Below are 17,334 nucleotides of genomic sequence, written 5' to 3' on the forward strand. Positions count from 1 at the left end.
AAAATTGCGTCAGGGTCACAGCGTTTTCTCTGAAAACAGCAACGTTCCCGGCCGCAGCAGATGCGCGTCGCCCACGCGGCGCAGCAATCCAATGCGATCGAAGAACTCCAGGATCTGGATCGCGCGCTTGCGCCCCAGGCCCGTCAGGTCGCGAAAACGCGCGGCCGTAACCTGGCCACCGGCTTCTTCCGCAGCGAGCTTGCGTGCCAGCGCCGCCAGTTCGTACATCACGGCCGGGTGATAGAACAAATCCTTGACCACCTGGTACACGTCGCCGCCACGCGCCATGCGGCCCAGCACCTGGCGGACCTGCGCTTCGGGCAACCGTGCCTGCAACGCGATGTCGCGTACCCACGGCGGATCGAAGCGCCCTTCGCGCAGCATGGGCAGCGCGTGTTCGGCCACGATCTGTTCGGCCGCGCGCAAGGCGACACCGTGCTCCGGCAAATGCAGGAAGCCATTCCGGCGCGCGAGCACGCCGGCCTCGATCATGTGGCCTGTGAGCTGCAGCCAAAGGGCCTCGGGCATGCGTGGCGCGGCCAGACGGCGCGCGCGCTGTACGTCGGGGCCGATTTCATCGGGATACTTGTCGTGGAAATCGCGCAAGGCCGCCAGCAGACCGGCCTGCGCTTCATCCAGGCGCGCGCGGGCGATCAGCCACTCGCCGCCAGCGCCCACGACGATGTCGGGCACGCTTGCCAGATCGAACGGCCAGCGCGCCAGGCCACTGCTGCGCAGCCAGGTGGCGCCATTGACGCCGTACTGCGCCTGCGCCAGCGCGCCCTGCAGTCGGGTCAGCGGATCAATCGCGCGCTGGGTATCCAGATACGCAAGGCGCTCGGGCGTCTGCCGGTAACGGATCGGGCCCAGTGGATCGAGCACCTGGCCACCGGCCACCGTGCGCACCGCCGACGCGTCGCGCAGTATGAAACGGTCGCCATGCCAGACATTGGCCGGCTTGTGCAGCACCAGCTGGGCCGGCGCGCCGGCACCCGGGGCGATGGACGGCTGGCCCAGCACGGCCACCGTCGCCAGGCAATCCTGGGTGGCCGCGTGCAGATGCACGAGCGTACCCGAGCGCAGCGCCTTGTCTTCGGTGGCGGCGACCTGCAGCCAGACATCGATCCGCTGCGTGGTGAGCGCAATGGCCGGATCGCACAGCACCTGGCCACGCAGTTCATCCGTGCGTTCCAGGCCCGCCAGGCCCACGGCGCAGCGCTGGCCCGCCTGGGCCGCCTGCGCCGCGCGGCTGTGTACCTGCAGGCTGCGCACGCGGTAGGTATCGTCCGGCGAGCCCGCCAGCGACAACGTGTCGCCAATCGTCACGCCGCCCGCCGAGACGCTGCCCGCCACCACGGTGCCGACGCCATCCAGCGTGAAGGCACGGTCCAGGCCCATGCGGAAACCCGCGCCCTCCACGCCGTCACCTGGCGCGTGCGCCAGCGCGTCGACGAGATCCGCGCGCAAGTTGTCGATACCGTCACCGCGCACGCTCGAAACGTGCAGCACCGGATACGCATGCAGCCCGCTGCTGGCCAGCAGTGCACGTACACGGGCTTCGGTCTCGGCGACGCGCGCCGGCTCCACGCGGTCGATCTTGGTGATCACGGCCGCGCCACGGCGCACGCCCAGCAGCGACAGGATCGTCGCATGCTCGATCGTCTGCGGCATCGGGCCGTCGTCCGCTGCGATGAGCAGCAAGCCGAAGTCGATGCCGCTGGCGCCGGCCACCATCGTGCGTACGAGCTTTTCGTGACCCGGCACGTCGACAAAACCGATGCGGCGGCCGTCTTCCAGCGGCATCCAGGCGTAACCGAGTTCGATGGTGATGCCGCGCCGTTTTTCTTCCGGCAGCCGGTCGGCGTCGATGCCCGTCAACGCGCGCACCAGCGCCGTCTTGCCGTGGTCGATGTGACCTGCTGTGCCGACAATCATGGGGCTTCTCCGATGATGGCCAGGCGCAGGCCAGCCAATTGATTGATGACCTCGCCTGGATCGTCGACGCAGCGGCAATCGAGCAGCACCCGGTCGTCGGCAATCCGGCCGATGATGGGCGCCGGCAAGCCGCGCAGCGCGTCCGACAGCGCGTCGAGCGCGGTGCCCATGCCACGTTTGCCGGACAGCACCGGCGCGATCGCCAACCCGCACGATGGCAGGCGGTCGATCGGCAGCGAGCCCGAGCCGATCTGGCTCAGCATCGGTTCGAGCGTGACCGTATAGCGCGGCGCCAGCGCAGCGCGCAGCGGCTCCAGGATCGCGTTTGCGGCCACCGCCACCTGCTCCTCTGTGCGGGTCAGCCAGCGCAGCGTCGGCAATTCGCGCACGAGCAGTTCGGGTTGCAGGTACAGCTGCAAGGTCGCTTCCAGCGCCGCCAGCGGCAGCTTGGACAGCCGCAGCGCGCGCTTCATCGGAAACTTGCGGATGCGTCCGATGTGTTCGCGCGTGCCGACGATCAGGCCCGCCTGCGGGCCGCCCAGCAATTTGTCGCCCGAGAACATGACCACGTCGCAGCCATCCGCCAGCATCTGCTGCGGCGTCGGTTCCTGCGGCAAGCCGTACTTGCCCATGTCGATCAGCGAGCCGCTGCCCAGGTCCGACACCAGCGCCACGCCGCGGGCGCGGGCCAATGGCGCCAGTTCGGCTTCAGTCACCGCACTGGTAAAGCCCTGCACCATGTAGTTGCTGGTGTGGACCTTGATCAGCATCGCCGTGCGCTCGGTGATCGCGCGTTCGTAGTCCGCCAGGTGCGTGCGGTTGGTGGTGCCCACTTCGACCATGCGCGCGCCGGCGCTGTCCATCACGTCCGGCATGCGGAACGCGCCGCCGATTTCCACCAGTTCGCCGCGCGAGATGATCGCTTCGCGCCCGCCGCTCAGGGCGGCCAGCGACAGCAATACCGCCGCAGCGTTGTTGTTGACGACCGTCGCCGCTTCGGCGCCGGTGATTTCGCACAGCAAGCCTTCGACGATGCTGTCGCGATCGCCCCGTGAGCCGCTGTCGAGGTTGTATTCGAGATTGTTCGGGCCGGCCATCATGGCCGTCAGGTGGCGGATCGCCACGTCCGGCAGCACGGAGCGGCCCAGATTGGTATGGATGACCGTACCGGTCAGGTTGATCACGCGGCGCATGCGCGGCGCAATGCGCGCAGCGATGCGCTCGGCCAGCGCTTCGCCCAACGCATCGGGCGTTACTGCGCTTGCCGCAAGCACGCCGGCCAGCGCCTGTGCGCGCAGGTCGTCGACCAGCGCGCGTGCCTGCCCGGCGACCAGCGTGTGGCCGTGGGCAGACAGCTGCGCCTGCACCGATGGCAAGCGCAGCAGTTTATCGATCGAAGGCAACTCCTTGACTGTCGCCTTCGAGCCGTGGACCACGGACTCGTTGAGCGACATGATCAATTACTCCGGTTCGATGGTGGTGCGATGGCCGGTTCGCCCGGTGCTTCCTCGCCGCCCGACAGCAGCAGCAGGTTCACGCCATGCGCCTCGTAGCCCGCTTCGGACACCAGGATGTCCAGCGTCAGCGACGCCAGGTCGTCCGCCACCGGATCGACATTGAGCTCACGCTCCATGCGCACGATCTTGATGTAGTGATGGCACTCGTCGCACGTTTCGGCTTGCACCGACGCCTGCGACGCATCCTGCACCGCGCCATCCGTGGCCAGCGCCTCGAGTGAATGGTAGTGGATGCCCTTGGTGCTTTCGCAGTGGCTGCACTTGACCCGCACCATGTGCCACTGCGCGGAGCACAGCGAGCAGTGCAGATAGCGGAAGTTGCTGCCGGTCTGGTCAACGCGCGTGATCGACGACGTTGGCAGGCTGCCGCAGCACGGGCAGGTCGTCATGTCGAGCGTGCGGCCGTACGGCTGCTGGCGCGCGGCGCCATACGCTTCCTGGATCGCCAGGACCATATTCGTCCAGTACACCTGCAGACCGGCCGCTACCAGCGGTGCGGCGCTCATGTCCAGGCCCGCCGCGCCTTGCAGCAGCAGTTCGGCCTGGCCTTCGAGATGGTCGTCGCCCGCAGCCAGCAGGTTCTGCACGGCGGCTTGCGCCGGGCTGCCCGCCAGACGAGGGACCAGCAGCTCCAGCATGCGGCGCATTGCGCTGCGCCAGACCGGATCGCGCGGCCACAGCGGCGCCGGCACCGGCGCCTGGGCGGCGCGCGCGGCGGCGGCCAGGTCGTCCAGCGTCGGCAACGTGACGGTCGGGTAGTCCTGCAACACGTCGTGCTGCACGGCGGCAAGTTCGGCGGCAAACAGCAAGAAGTCGTGCATCGCGTGCCCCGGCGCCAGCTGGCGCAGACGGGTCGCACGGGCGGAGAACAACTCGCGGCGCACCGGGAGTTGGATATACGGCATTTGCTCGCCAGCCCGGACAGCGATTTCTTCGGGGCTGAGCAGCTTTGAGGCTTTGGTAATGCTCATGGAAAGGATGCTTCCTATTCGGTTCTTGCGATGGTCAATCCGATCGGCCGGGGCCCATTTACTGCCCCCGTTAGTGGAAAGACCGTCGTTCCCGCGGTGGCGGAAACGACGGTCTCGACAGCCAGCTTAGCCGAACAATACTACGTTAGCGCTTGTTGCGCTTGGCGTCCTCTGCCACTTCCTTGTACCACAGCGGGTGGTGCGCCTTGGCCCAGTCCTCGTGCACCGTGCCACGGGTCATGGCGCGGAACGAGCCCTTGACCCAGATGGCGGCGTACACGTGCATGATCACGCTCAGCACCAGTGCCAGGGCCGCAGCCGCGTGCACCAGCATCGCGAAACGACGCAGCGGAATCGGGAAGAAGTCCGCGAACCATGGTTGCCAGAACATGAAGCCGGTGATCAACAGCAGCACCAGGCTCACGGCAAAGATCCAGAACACGGCTTTCTGGCCCGCATTGTACTTGTGTACAGGCGGCATCGCGTGCTCGTTACCCTTGAGGAGTTCCGGCGCTTTCTTGACCCAGGCCGTATCGGTCTTGGTCCAGAAGTTGTCACGCACGACGGCGAAGAACAGGAACACGAAACCCAGCACCATCAGCAAGCCGAAGAACGGATGCAGGATACGCGTCCACTGTCCACCACCAAACAGCGTGGAGAAGAAGTACATCGACGGATGGAACAGGGCAAGGCCAGTCAATCCGGCGCAGATGAACAACAGGGCCACGGCCCAGTGGTTCATGCGCGTCATGTCGCGATAGCGAGTGATAAACATGGTCTTCTCCTTATACCCGTTCGTCGTCGCGCTGGTCGGGACCAGGCGTCGGCTGAACATCGGGTTCGTCGTGGTGCGTCTCGATCGGGCCAACCTTCATGTAGTGGAAGAAGCCGGCCACAGCGGCACCGACCATCGCAGCCACACCCAGCGGCTTCGCGATACCCTTCCACAGCGCCACGGTCGGGCTGATGGTCGGATTCTCGGGCAGGCCGGCATACAGATTCGGCTTGTCCGCGTGCTGCAGCACGTACATCACGTGCGTGCCGCCCACACCAGCCGGGTTGTACAAACCGGCGTTCTTGTAACCACGTTCCTTCAGGTCGACCACGCGGTCACCTGCGTACTCGATCATGTCTTCTTTGGTGCCAAAACGGATGGCGCCAGTTGGACAGATCTTCACGCAGGCCGGTTCCATGTTCACTGCAACGCGGTCGGCGCACAGTGAGCACTTGTAGGCCTTCGAGTCCACCTTGCTGATGCGTGGCACGTCGAACGGGCAACCGGCGACGCAATAGCCGCAACCGATGCAGTTCTCGCTGATGAAATCAACGATACCGTTCGTGTACTTGACGATCGCACCCGGGGCCGGGCAGGCCTTCAGGCAGCCTGGCTCGTCGCAGTGCATGCAGCCGTCCTTGCGGATCAGCCACTCCAGACGATCCCCCTCTTCCTCGGACTTGGTCACGACTTCCGAGAACTTCATGACGGTCCACGACTGTGGCGTCAGGTCGATCGGGTTGTCGTAAGTACCGTGGTTTTCGCCGATTTCATCGCGCAGATCGTTCCACTGCATGCACGCCACCTGGCATGCCTTGCAGCCGATGCAGCTGGACACGTCGATCAGCTTGGCCACTTCGGGCTTGTGCGTACGGGCCACCGGCGACTGCGTGGTGGTTGCCGAACGCGCCGCAATATCGAGAGATTGTAATGAAGACATTGTTTAGACCCTTTCGATATTGACCAGGAACGACTTGAATTCCGGGGTCTGGGTATTTGCATCGCCCACGAATGGGGTCAGCGTATTGACCAGGAAGCCCGGCTTGGCCACACCGACAAAGCCCCAGTGGTTCGGCAGACCCACTGTATCGACCTTCATGCCATCGCAATCGAGTTGCGGAATACGCTTGGTCACCAGGCACTTGGCCTTGATGAAGCCGCGCATCGACGACACCTTGACCATATCGCCATTCGTGATGCCCTTGGCCTTGGCCAGCTCTTCACCGATTTCCACGAACTGCTGTGGCTGGATAATCGCGTTGGAAACAACGTTCTTGGTCCAGTAGTGGAAGTGCTCGGTCAAGCGGTAGCTGGTCGCGACGTACGGGAAGTCCTTGGCCGTACCGAACGCTTCCATGTCGCCCTTGAACACGCGGGCCGCCGGATTGGCGCGGGCAAGCGGGTTTTTCGGGTGCATCGGATTGACCGGGAACGGCGACTCGAACGGCTCGTAGTGCTCCGGCAGCGGACCTTCGGCCATGCCGGTTGGTGCGAACAGACGCGCCACACCTTCGGACGTCATGATGAACGGCTGCGTACGGTTTTCTTCGGCCGGATCGGCGTCAGGACGGATGTCCGGAATATCCGAACCAGTCCAGGCCGTACCGTTCCACGAGATCAGGTTCAGCGCAGGATTCCACGGCTTGCCCGTCTTTGGATCGGTCGACGCAGCGTTGTACAGCACGCGGCGGTTCGCCGGCCAGGCCCAGGCCCAACCCAGCGTTTGTCCGATGTTGTACGGGTCTGCATTGTCACGGCGCGCCATCTGGTTACCCGCCTGCGTCCATGCGCCGGCATACACCCAGCAACCGCTCGCGGTGCTGCCATCGTCGCGCAGCACGCCAAAGCCCGGCACCTGCTCGCCTGCCTTCAGGATGAGCTTGGTCGGATCTTTTGCGTCATAGATATCGGCCAGCGCCTTGCCGTTGAATTCCTTGGCCAGCTCTTCGGCAGAAGGGCTGTGCGGAATCTTGTACGGCCACGATAGCTTGGTGATCGGATCCGAGAAGGCACCGCCATCTTTCAGATAGAGGTTCTTCATGCGCGAGAACAGGTCGGCGATGATCTCGATGTCCGGCTTGCACTCGTACGGCGCTTCGGCGCCCTTCCAGTGCCACTGCAGCCAGCGGCTCGAGTTCGACAGCGAACCGTCTTCTTCGGCGAAGCACGTGGTCGGCAGGCGGAACACGGTCGTCTGGATCTTGCTTGGATCGACGTCGTTCGACTCGCCGAAGTTCTTCCAGAACTCGGACGTTTCGGTGTTCAGCGGATCCATCGTCACCAGGAACTTCAGCTTGGACAGACCGGCGATGATCTTCTTCTTGTTCGGGAACGATCCAACCGGATTGAAACCCTGGCAGATGTAACCGTTCAATTTACCTTGACCCATCAATTCAAACGCCTGCAGCACGTCGTACAGCTTGTCGATTTTCGGCAAGTAGTCGAAGGCCCAGTTGTTCTCTTTGGTCGCGGCATCGCCCCACCAGGCTTTTTGCAGGCTGACGAAGAACTTGGGATAGTTCTGCCAGTAGCTCATCTGGTTCGGACGCAGAGGCTTCAGTGCGCGCGGCTTGTAGTAGGTCTCGAGGTCCTGCTCTTTGTCGGTTGCCAGCGACAGATAGCCTGGCAGCGAGTTCGACAGCAGACCCAGGTCGGTCAGACCCTGGATGTTCGAGTGACCGCGCAGTGCATTCAGGCCACCGCCGGCGATACCGACGTTACCCAACAGCAGCTGCATGATCGCGCCGGTACGGATGATCTGGCTACCCTGGCTGTGCTGGGTCCAGCCCAGTGCGTACAGGATCGTCATCGCACGGCCTGGCTGGGCAGTCGACGCGATGTATTCGCAGACCTTCAGGAATTGCTTGACCGGGGTACCGGTGATCTTGCTGACCTGCTCAGGGGTGTAGCGCGAATAGTGGCGCTTCATCACCTGCAGCACGCAACGCGGGTGTTCCATGGTCGGATCGACCTTGGCGTAACCGTCGTCACCCATTTCGTAGCCCCAGCTTTCATTGCTGTAGCGACGCTTGGCTTCGTCGTAGCCCGAGAACAGGCCATCCTGGAAGTCAAAGCCTTCGTTCACGATGAACGGGGCGTTGGTATAGCTCCGGACGTATTCGGTCTGGATCTTGTTGTTGGTCAGCAGATAGTTCAGGACGCCGCCCAGGAAGGCGATGTCCGAGCCAGCGCGGATCGGCGCGTAATAGTCGCTCATGGCGGCCGAACGCGTAAAGCGCGGGTCGACCACGACCAGCTTGGCTTTATTGTGATGCTTTGCTTCGATTACCCATTTAAAACCGCATGGGTGTGCTTCAGCGGCATTGCCGCCCATGATCAGTACAACATCGGCATTCTTGATGTCAACCCAATGGTTGGTCATCGCTCCTCGTCCGAACGTCGGGGCCAGACCGGCCACCGTAGGTCCGTGTCAAACGCGAGCCTGGTTATCGAATACGAGCATGCCCATCGAACGCATCGCTTTGTGCGTGATGTAGCCCGTTTCGTTGCTCGACGCGGACGCGCACAGCATACCCGTGCTCGTCCAGCGATTGACCAGCTGGCCTTCGGCGTTGGTCGGAATGAAGTTCGCATCGCGGTCAGCCTTCATCAGGCCAGCCAGGCGCGTCATCGCCTCATCCCACGAAACGCGTTTCCATTCGTTGGTGCCAGGTTCACGGATTTCCGGGAACTTGAGACGGTTAGGCGAATGGATGAAGTCGAGCAAGCCGGCGCCTTTCGGGCACAGCGTACCGCGATTGACCGGGTGATCCGGGTCGCCTTCAATGTGGATGATGTCCGAGGTGACGTTCTTTGCGCCGTCGCCCAGACTGTACATCAGCAGGCCGCAGCCCACCGAGCAGTACGGACACGTGTTGCGCGTCTCCTTGGCTTTCGCCAATTTATAGTGCCGCGTCTCTGCCATCGCCGGCAACGGCGAGAAGCCGAGCGCGACGATGGTGGAGGCGGCGAGTCCCGCACCGCTTGCGCGGAGGAACTGCCTTCTGTTCATGCCCATCTAGATTCTCCTGCTAGTAATGGATTGCGCACATCAGAATGGGGTCAGCCAGGGTCGTCGCCCTGGCTTTGTTTCCATCCTGACCGTTACCGACGCCACCATGCGCCGGTGTGCGCGCCGTTGGACTCGCCGGCAATTATTTTGCCGGCGGCGTCGCTGCCTGCGTGGTGGCGCCATCGCCACCCGTTGGTTCTGAAGCACCGCTGTCGCGGGGTTTGTTCGATTCTGCATCCTGACCGGCAACCATGCCGCCGATCGCGGTACCGCCTTCGGCAGGACCGGTTTCAGCCACTGCCGCAGGGGCGGTGGCCGATTCGGATTTCAGGCCTGCGTGCGGGTCAATGGCAGCGCCATTCGGACCAGCCACATCAGGCGTCTGCACCGGAGCGGTCGCTTCCTTCTTCTGGCACGCGGCCAGGGCGAATACAGCGGTCGCCACGATGGCTGCATTGCGCAGGGTAAGCGCTGTTTGTTTGATATAGATCATTGCAATATCCATTGACTTAGAGATACAACTGAAAATATAGCGGAAATGCGGAACTACTTGAATAAGTATTTTACGCACAGCCGTTCGTAAAGGGTGATTTTCCGTGAGTTTTGACCCGCTTATATGACAAATTTTTTCGTCAACGGCGAATGTAAAGGCTGTCTGGCCGCCAAATTGACGGATTTATCGACATCCTGACTGTTTCGTGCCCGCTTTCCGGCGGGTCGCAACCATAGGGCAAGGCTAGTGTAGCCTGCCTTCGCGCGCGTTGCAGACACACGTCAAATTTCAGATTTTCACAGCACAAATCGCTGTCATCCACGGTGTCACTGGGCGTGTATTTTCTGGCTGGCGCCCTACCCTATTCACATCAAACGACGCGACCGCGTCAAGTGCTATGTAGCAAAAATGGTATTTACCAACAGGCCTTAACAAAAAATGGTTGCGCATAACATTTAGTGTTATATTATTTTACAGCTTGCATGGACGCCGCCCCTACGCCCCTGACGAGCAAGGTATTTCCAGCAGAGAGTCCCGGCAGATGGGCTCTTCACAACAAAGACGGAGACAACAGAATGAAGCATCTGAATCGATCGGCGATTGCCGTGGGCGTGGCACACCTGTGCTGGTTGTCCGCAGCGTTTGCCCAGGAAGCCGCCCCGGCCCCTGCCGAAGCACAGGTCGTGACCATCACGGGTCAGCGCGCCGCACTCAACAGCGCACAGCAACTCAAGAAGAATTCGGACGAGGTCGTCGATTCGATCGTCGCCGACGACATCGGCAAACTGCCCGACAAGTCGATCACCGAAGTCCTGCAACGCATCCCGGGCGTCACCATCGACCGCACCATGTCGCGCTCCGACCCGGAGCACTTCTCGGTCGAAGGTTCGGGCGTATCGATCCGTGGCCTGACCTGGGTGCGCTCGGAACTCAATGGCCGCGACTCGTTCTCGTCCAACGGCGGCCGCGCACTGAGCTTCGAGGACGTCCCGCCAGAGCTGATGGCCGGCGTCGACGTCTACAAGAACCCGTCCGCCGAGCAGATCGAAGGCGGCATCTCCGGCCTGGTCAACCTGCGCACGGCACTGCCGTTCGACATCAAGGGCCAGCGCATTTCGGGCAGCGTCGAAGGCACGTACACCGAACTGAACAAGAAGAAGGACCCGGCCGGCTCGTTCATGTATTCGAACCGCTGGAAAACCGGCATCGGCGAATTCGGCGTGCTGGTCAACTACGCCAATTCCGAGAGCAACACCCGCACCGACGCCTTCCAGGTCGAGCCGTACTACCCGGTGGCCAATGCCGAGCCGGGCCGCACAGTATGGATTCCGAAAGGCGCCCAGTGGCGCACGCTGGACTTCGAGCGCAAGCGCCAGGGCGCCTACGCCGCGCTGCAGTGGAAGCTGGACAACACGCTGCGCAGCCACCTGACCTACTTCAAATCGAAGTACAAGATGCAGTGGGACGAGAACGCGCTGTTCTCGGCCGAAGGCAATCCGACCAATCTGCGCGTGACCAACGGCGTGTACGACGCCAACGGCGCGTTCATGAGTGGCATCCTGTCGAACCCGACCAATGACGGCATCGAGTTCGGCAACGATACCCGCACGTCGAACCGCGATTCGTCGACCACCGACGTCGCCTGGAACGTCGAGTGGAAGCCAGCGACCAACTGGACGCTGACGTCGGACGTCCAGCACGTCAAGGCGAAGTCGGAAGGGCTCGACTCGACCGTGGCGCTGGGCACGATCATGCAGCAGCAAAACCTGGACCTGACCGGCAGCTACCCGAAACTGATGTTCGATGCGGCCCAGACCGCCGGTCTGAGCGACCCGAACAACTACTTCTGGGCCTTCACCCAGGAACACCGCGACCGCAGCATCACCGAGCAGACCGCATGGAAAGGCGACGTCAAGTACGACTTCGACCATCCGATCCTGCGCGACATCCGCGTCGGCGTGCGCTTCACCGACCGCGATGCCAAGACCATCAATTCGAACCCGAACTACAACTGGTCGGCCATTTCGCAGCGCTGGATGATGCCATGGCAGATCAACCAGCTGGCAACGCTGAGCGATCCGCGTTTCAATGCACCGACGACGGTCAACCAGTTCAAGAACTTCTTCAATGGCGACGCAAGTGTCCCTGCCGTCGTGTTCCCGGCGCAGTCGCTGACGGCCGGCTACCCGGACTCCTACACCCAGCTGCACAGCTACCACGACATCTTGTGCGCGCAGGCCGGCAACAGCTGCGATCCGTGGAAAGCAGCCGCCTTCGGCGAAGCCAACCCATCGGGCGACAACGAGCAGTCCGAGAAAACCAAGGCACTCTACACGCAGCTGCGCTTTGCGTTTGATGACCTGAAGATGCCGATCGACGGTAACATCGGCGTGCGCTATGTGAAGACCGACAACAAGTCGTTCGGCTACACCGTGTACAACTCGACCTTCATCATCCCGCCAGGCGGCACCACTGGCCTGGCAGTACCGACCATCGCGCCGTTTGCCGGTCGCCAGGATTACGAGAACACCTACCACAACTGGCTGCCGAGTCTGAACCTGCGCATGAAGGCGAGCGACCAGCTGCAGTTCCGCTTCGCACTGGGCAAGGGCATGTCACGCCCTGACTTCGGCCAGTTGCAGGCGTACACCACCCTCGGCCAGAGTGTCCAGAGCACGACCAGTGGCACCGGCGCCGCCCAGGTCACCAATGTGACGTCCGTGGCCCATACCGGCGAATCCGTCGGCAATCCACTGCTGCGCCCGGTCACCTCGCGCAACATGGACCTGACCGCAGAGTGGTACTTCGCCCAGGCCGGTTCGCTGACCTTCGCCGTGTTCGACAAGCGCCTGAAGGACATCATCGTCAAGCAGAATTCGTCCTACCAGCTGACCGACTCGGCCGGCCGTGTAATCGATTTCAATGTGGCGACGCCCGTCAACGGCGCACGCGGTTCGGCGCGCGGTATCGAGATGGCATACCAGCAGTACTTCGACAAGCTGCCAGGCTGGCTGTCGGGCTTCGGCGTGCAGGCCAACTACACCCACGTCAAGAGCAAGCGCGACCTGTACAGCCCGGTTTTCTCGCAGTACTGCTCGAACGTGAGCGGCGCGGCCAACCTGAACCTGAACCTGAACGGTTGCGACACCGATGGCCGTACCTTCGGCGACCTGCCGCTGGAATACCTGTCGCGCAACTCGTACAACCTGGCGCTGCTGTACGACAAGGGCCCATGGTCGGCGCGTCTGGCCTACAGCTGGCGCTCGAAGAGCCTGCTGGGTAACAACAACAATGGCACCAACGGCACCAACGGCGTCGACACCAATCCGGACAGCCCGACCTTCGGCCAGAACGTGATTGCCTGGGGCTTGCCGATCTGGGCCGACGACTACGGTCAGCTCGATGGCGGCGTCAGCTACAAGTTCAACGAGAACTTCCGCCTCGACTTCCAAGGCACCAACCTGACGGACGCGAAGTACAAGCAGATCATGACGCACCACATCGGCGACAAGGGCCGTGCATGGTTCGTCAGTGGTCCCCGCTACAGCGTGCGTCTGGGCGTGTCGTTCTAAGTCGATGCTGATGTAATCCCGACGCACGCTGACCTGCCGCCCCGCGCGGCAGGTCAGCGGGCTTTTTGCTTTTCCAGGAAAACCCGACCAATGCAAAGCTCGACTTTCTCGTCGCTGGACACGTTCGTCTTTTTTGTCTACTTCATCATCGTGGCCGGCTACGGCTTCTGGGTCTACAAGCGCAAGCAGCGTTCGGCCTCCGCCTCGCACGACTACTTCCTGGCCGAAGGCTCGCTGACCTGGTGGGCGATCGGCGCCTCGATGATCGCGTCGAACATCTCGGCCGAGCAGTTCATCGGCATGAGCGGCTCGGGCTTCAAGATGGGCATGGCAATCGCCGTCTATGAGCTGATGGGCGCCTTCACGCTGATCCTGGTGGCGGTCTTCTTCATGCCGATATACCGCCGTAACCGCATCTACACGATGCCCCAATTTCTCGAACAGCGTTACGGCAGCACCGTTGCCACCGTCATGGCGCTGTTCTGGCTGTCACTGTACGTCATCGTCAACCTGACCTCGATCCTGTACCTGGGCGCGCTGGCCATCGGCGCCATCGCCGGCATTGATGTCTGGACCTGCATGGTGTTCCTGGCCGTATTCGCCGTCATCATCACGCTGGGTGGCATGAAGGTCATTGGCTACACCGACGTGATCCAGGTCCTGTGCCTGGTGCTCGGCGGCCTCGTGACGACCTGGCTGGCACTCGACCTGGTTGCGCAGAACAATGGCGGCGGCGGCGTGATGGCCGGCTTCAACCACCTGCTGGGCGTGGCGCCCGATCACTTCGACATGGTGCTCACGCGCGACAACCCGAACTACCTTGACCTGCCAGGCGTGTCGATCCTGATCGGCGGCATGCTGATCGTGAACCTGAACTACTGGGGCTGCAACCAGTACATCATCCAGCGCGCACTGGGCGCCGACCTGCACACGGCCCGCAAGGGCATCCTGTTCGCGGCCGGCCTCAAGCTGCTGATGCCCGTGATCGTCGTCCTGCCGGGCATCGCGGCGTTCGTGCTGCACCAGCAGGGCGTGCTGGGGGCATCGATGGGCGTGGGCGCGGACGTCAATCCGGACCGCGCTTACCCGGTGCTGCTTACGCTGCTGCCGACAGGCCTGAAAGGCATCGCGTTTGCCGCGCTGACGGCTGCGGTGGTCGCTTCGCTGGCCGGCAAGGCCAACAGCATCGCCACCATCTACACCTTCGACATCCACAAGAAAGCCTTCAACCAGGGCATCTCCGAACAGCGCATGGTCTGGATCGGCCGCGTGACCGTGGTCGTGGCCATGCTGCTGGCGGTGCTGATCGCGCCGTTCATGGGCATCGACAAGAAAGGCGGCTTCCAGTACATCCAGGAATACACGGGCTTCGTCTCGCCCGGCATCCTGGCCATGTTCCTGATGGGCTTCTTCTGGCGACCGGCCACGGCCAGCGCAGCGATGTTTGCCACGGTCGGCGGCTTTCTTGGCTCGATCATCCTCAAGTTTTTGCCCGGTCTGATGGACCTGTCGTTCCTGGCGCCGATCGGTTTCGCCGTGCCGAACAGCGCCGGCGTCTACGAGATTCCTTTCGTCGACCGGATGGCGATCGTGTTCGTCGTCGTCATCATCGGCATGGTCATCATCAGCAAGCTGTGGCCAAAGGCCGGCCTCGAGCAGAGCAAGGGCGTCGAGGTCGAAGCGTCGATGTTCAAGGTGCAGCCGGGGTTCGCGTTTGGCGCGACCGTCATCTGCATCGCGCTGATCGCGATCTACAGTGCGTGGTGGTAGGCTCACGCCGCGGTAACAACGTACCAATACAAAAACAGACACACTAGGAGACACACACATGCACCCAGCTTTGCCCTTCGGCCGCTCGGCCATCGCCCTCGCCGCCGCCCTCGCCTTTGGTGCGGCGCACGGTGCGCCAAATACCGCACCGGATGCCGCGCAAGAGCGCGCCGCCAAACTGGTGGCCCAGATGACGCTCGATGAAAAAATCGGCATGGTGTTCGGCTACTTCGGCACCGAATTCAAGGGCCAGAAAGCGCCCGAGGGCGCGCTGCCCCAGTCGGCCGGTTTCATCAAGGGCATCGAGCGCCTGGGCATCACGCCGCAGTGGCTGACCGACGCCGGCATCGGCGTGGCCTCGCAGCCGGGCAAGGACGCGCGCGAGCGCACGTCGCTGCCGGCGGGGATTGCCACCGCCGCCACCTGGAATCCGCAGCTGGCGTTCGAGGGCGCCGCGATGATCGGCAAGGAAGCGCGCCTGTCGGGCTTCAACGTGATGCTGGGCGGGAGCGTGAACCTGGCGCGCGAGCCGCGCAATGGCCGCAACTTCGAGTACACGGGCGAAGACCCGCTGCTGGCCGGGATCATGGCCGGCGAACAGATTCGCGGCGTGCAGTCCAACCATGTCGTCTCGACGCTCAAGCACTACGCGTACAACGACCAGGAGACAGGCCGCAACCACCTGAATGTCAAGATCAACGATGCTGCGGGCCGCATGTCCGACCTGCTGGCATTCCAGATCGCCATCGAACGGGGTGACCCGGGCTCGGTCATGTGCTCGTACAACCGCATCAACGGGCCGTATGGCTGCGAGAACGACCACCTGCTGAACAAGGTGCTCAAGGGCGACTGGGGCTACAAGGGTTACGTGATGTCCGACTGGGGCGCGGCCCACTCGACGATCCCGGCCGCGCTGGCAGGCCTGGACCAGCAGTCGGGCTATCCGTTCGACAAGTCGCCCTACTTCGACGGCGCGCTGAAGGAAGCCGTCGAAAACGGCCACATCCCGCAGGCCCGTCTGGACGACATGGTCGCCCGCATCCTGTGGGCGCTGGGCGCGCACGGCGCGCTGGATCACCCGGTCAAGGTCCAGGCCAAAGAGATCGACTACACCGCGCACGGCAAGATTTCGCAGCTTGATGCCGAAGAAGCGATCGTCCTGCTCAAGAACACGGGCAACGTACTGCCGCTGGCAAAGAACGTGCAGCGCATCGCCATCATCGGCGGGCACGCCAACAAGGGCGTGCTGTCGGGCGGCGGCTCGGCGCAGGTCTACCCGCGCGGCGGCATGGCCGTGCCGAACGAAGGCCCGGCCGCCTGGCCAGGCCCGATGGTCTACCTGCCAGGCTCGCCGATGAAGGCGCTGGCGGCGCGCACCAAGGCCAGAATGACCTGGCACGATGGCAAGGATGCCGCCGCAGCCGCGAAAGTCGCGGCGGGTGCCGACGTGGTGCTGGTGTTCGCGACGCAGTGGACGTCCGAAGCGGCCGACGTGCCCACGCTGGCGCTGCCGAACAACCAGGACGCACTGATTGCAGCGGTGGCCAAGGCCAATCCCCGCACCGTCGTCGTGCTGCAAACGGGCACGCCAGTCACCATGCCATGGGTGAACGATGTGGCCGGGGTGGTCGAGGCCTGGTATCCGGGCACGAACGGCGCCGAAGCCATCGCGCGCGTGCTGACGGGCGAAGTCGATGCGTCGGGCCGCCTGCCGCAAACCTTCCCGCTGGCCGAGAACCAGCTGCCGCGCCCAAAGATCGATGGCATCGACCTGCCGAAGGACACGCGCTTCGACGTCGACTACGACATCGAGGGCGCCGCCGTCGGCTACAAGTGGTTCGACCTGAAAGGCCACAAGCCGCTGTTCGCATTCGGTCACGGCTTGTCGTACACGAGCTTCACCTACACGAACCTGAAGGCCGACGCGACAAACGGCAGCATCCGCGTGCGCTTCAACGTGGCCAACAGCGGCGCGCGCGCCGGCAAGGCAGTGCCGCAGGTGTACGTGTCGAAAGTGGGCGCCGGCTGGGAAGCACCGAAACGTCTTGGTGGCTGGGACAAGCTGGCACTGGACGCCGGCGCAAGCCGCACCAGCGAAGTCACGATCGATCCGCGCACGCTGGCCGTGTTCGACGGTGCCAGCAACCGCTGGAAGATCGCGGCCGGCGACTACCGCGTGATCCTGTCGACGGCGGCCGACGCGCCGGTATCGACGGTGACGGTGCGCCTGCCGGCGCGCGAGTTTGCCGCCGGGGCGCGCTGATTGCGGTCCTGCGCGACCACCGACTG

10 protein-coding genes are annotated in these 17,334 nt (G+C 63.3%); 3 read left to right on the forward strand and 7 right to left on the reverse strand.

Going from position 1 to position 17,334, the window contains the following annotated elements; all coding sequences use genetic code 11:
• Positions 1 to 15 precede the first annotated feature (15 nt).
• The 7 genes from selB to IFU00_10275 all read right to left on the reverse strand — a co-directional run bounded on the left by selB (position 16) and on the right by IFU00_10275 (position 9,781).
• Complete coding sequence (gene selB / locus IFU00_10245) at positions 16 to 1,935, reverse strand: selenocysteine-specific translation elongation factor (protein MBD8542663.1); 1,920 nt, start codon at positions 1,933 to 1,935, stop codon at positions 16 to 18.
• The gene (selA, locus tag IFU00_10250) at positions 1,932 to 3,389 is read right to left on the reverse strand and encodes an L-seryl-tRNA(Sec) selenium transferase (GenBank protein ID MBD8542664.1); all 1,458 of its coding nucleotides are present in this window, start codon (positions 3,387 to 3,389) and stop codon (positions 1,932 to 1,934) included. Before selA ends, selB begins: the two co-directional genes overlap by 4 nt.
• A 2-nt stretch (positions 3,390 to 3,391) precedes the next feature.
• Positions 3,392 to 4,423 (reverse strand): formate dehydrogenase accessory protein FdhE, encoded by a 1,032-nt coding sequence (gene fdhE, locus IFU00_10255; protein ID MBD8542665.1) that lies wholly within the window; start codon positions 4,421 to 4,423, stop codon positions 3,392 to 3,394.
• A 145-nt stretch (positions 4,424 to 4,568) separates the two neighbouring features.
• A complete protein-coding gene (locus IFU00_10260; protein MBD8542666.1) occupies positions 4,569 to 5,198 on the reverse strand; it encodes a formate dehydrogenase subunit gamma in 630 nt (209 codons plus the stop codon).
• Positions 5,199 to 5,208: 10 nt separating this feature from the next.
• Positions 5,209 to 6,138 (reverse strand): formate dehydrogenase subunit beta, encoded by a 930-nt coding sequence (gene fdxH / locus IFU00_10265; protein ID MBD8542667.1) that lies wholly within the window; start codon positions 6,136 to 6,138, stop codon positions 5,209 to 5,211.
• 3 nt (positions 6,139 to 6,141) lie between these two features.
• Entirely contained in the window at positions 6,142 to 9,216 is a 3,075-nt protein-coding gene (gene fdnG / locus IFU00_10270; protein MBD8542668.1) for a formate dehydrogenase-N subunit alpha, read from the reverse strand.
• A 136-nt stretch (positions 9,217 to 9,352) separates the two neighbouring features.
• Positions 9,353 to 9,781 carry a hypothetical protein gene (locus IFU00_10275; GenBank protein MBD8542669.1) on the reverse strand — a complete coding sequence of 143 codons (429 nt, stop codon included), beginning with the start codon at positions 9,779 to 9,781 and terminating at the stop codon, positions 9,353 to 9,355.
• Between the two features lie 497 nt (positions 9,782 to 10,278).
• Between IFU00_10275 and IFU00_10280 the strand changes: the two genes are divergently transcribed.
• The 3 genes from IFU00_10280 to IFU00_10290 all read left to right on the forward strand — a co-directional run bounded on the left by IFU00_10280 (position 10,279) and on the right by IFU00_10290 (position 17,308).
• The gene (locus IFU00_10280; protein MBD8542670.1) at positions 10,279 to 13,275 is read left to right on the forward strand and encodes a TonB-dependent receptor; all 2,997 of its coding nucleotides are present in this window, start codon (positions 10,279 to 10,281) and stop codon (positions 13,273 to 13,275) included.
• A 90-nt stretch (positions 13,276 to 13,365) separates the two neighbouring features.
• Entirely contained in the window at positions 13,366 to 15,045 is a 1,680-nt protein-coding gene (locus tag IFU00_10285; GenBank protein ID MBD8542671.1) for a sodium/solute symporter, read from the forward strand.
• A gap of 58 nt (positions 15,046 to 15,103) precedes the next feature.
• A complete protein-coding gene (locus IFU00_10290; GenBank protein ID MBD8542672.1) occupies positions 15,104 to 17,308 on the forward strand; it encodes a glycoside hydrolase family 3 protein in 2,205 nt (734 codons plus the stop codon).
• Positions 17,309 to 17,334 lie beyond the last annotated feature (26 nt).

Source organism: Oxalobacteraceae sp. CFBP 8761, assembly GCA_014841595.1.
GTDB lineage: Bacteria > Pseudomonadota > Gammaproteobacteria > Burkholderiales > Burkholderiaceae_D > Telluria.

Excerpts from the sequence above, each read along its gene's own strand:
- fdhE (MBD8542665.1), bottom strand. The coding sequence starts at position 4,423 with ATGAGCATTACCAAAGCCTCAAAGCTGCTCAGCCCCGAAGAAATCGCT.
- selB (MBD8542663.1), bottom strand. The coding sequence starts at position 1,935 with ATGATTGTCGGCACAGCAGGTCACATCGACCACGGCAAGACGGCGCTG.
- IFU00_10280 (MBD8542670.1), top strand. The coding sequence starts at position 10,279 with ATGAAGCATCTGAATCGATCGGCGATTGCCGTGGGCGTGGCACACCTG.
- IFU00_10285 (MBD8542671.1), top strand. The coding sequence starts at position 13,366 with ATGCAAAGCTCGACTTTCTCGTCGCTGGACACGTTCGTCTTTTTTGTC.
- fdxH (MBD8542667.1), bottom strand. The coding sequence starts at position 6,138 with ATGTCTTCATTACAATCTCTCGATATTGCGGCGCGTTCGGCAACCACC.
- IFU00_10260 (MBD8542666.1), bottom strand. The coding sequence starts at position 5,198 with ATGTTTATCACTCGCTATCGCGACATGACGCGCATGAACCACTGGGCC.
- IFU00_10290 (MBD8542672.1), top strand. The coding sequence starts at position 15,104 with ATGCACCCAGCTTTGCCCTTCGGCCGCTCGGCCATCGCCCTCGCCGCC.
- selA (MBD8542664.1), bottom strand. The coding sequence starts at position 3,389 with ATGTCGCTCAACGAGTCCGTGGTCCACGGCTCGAAGGCGACAGTCAAG.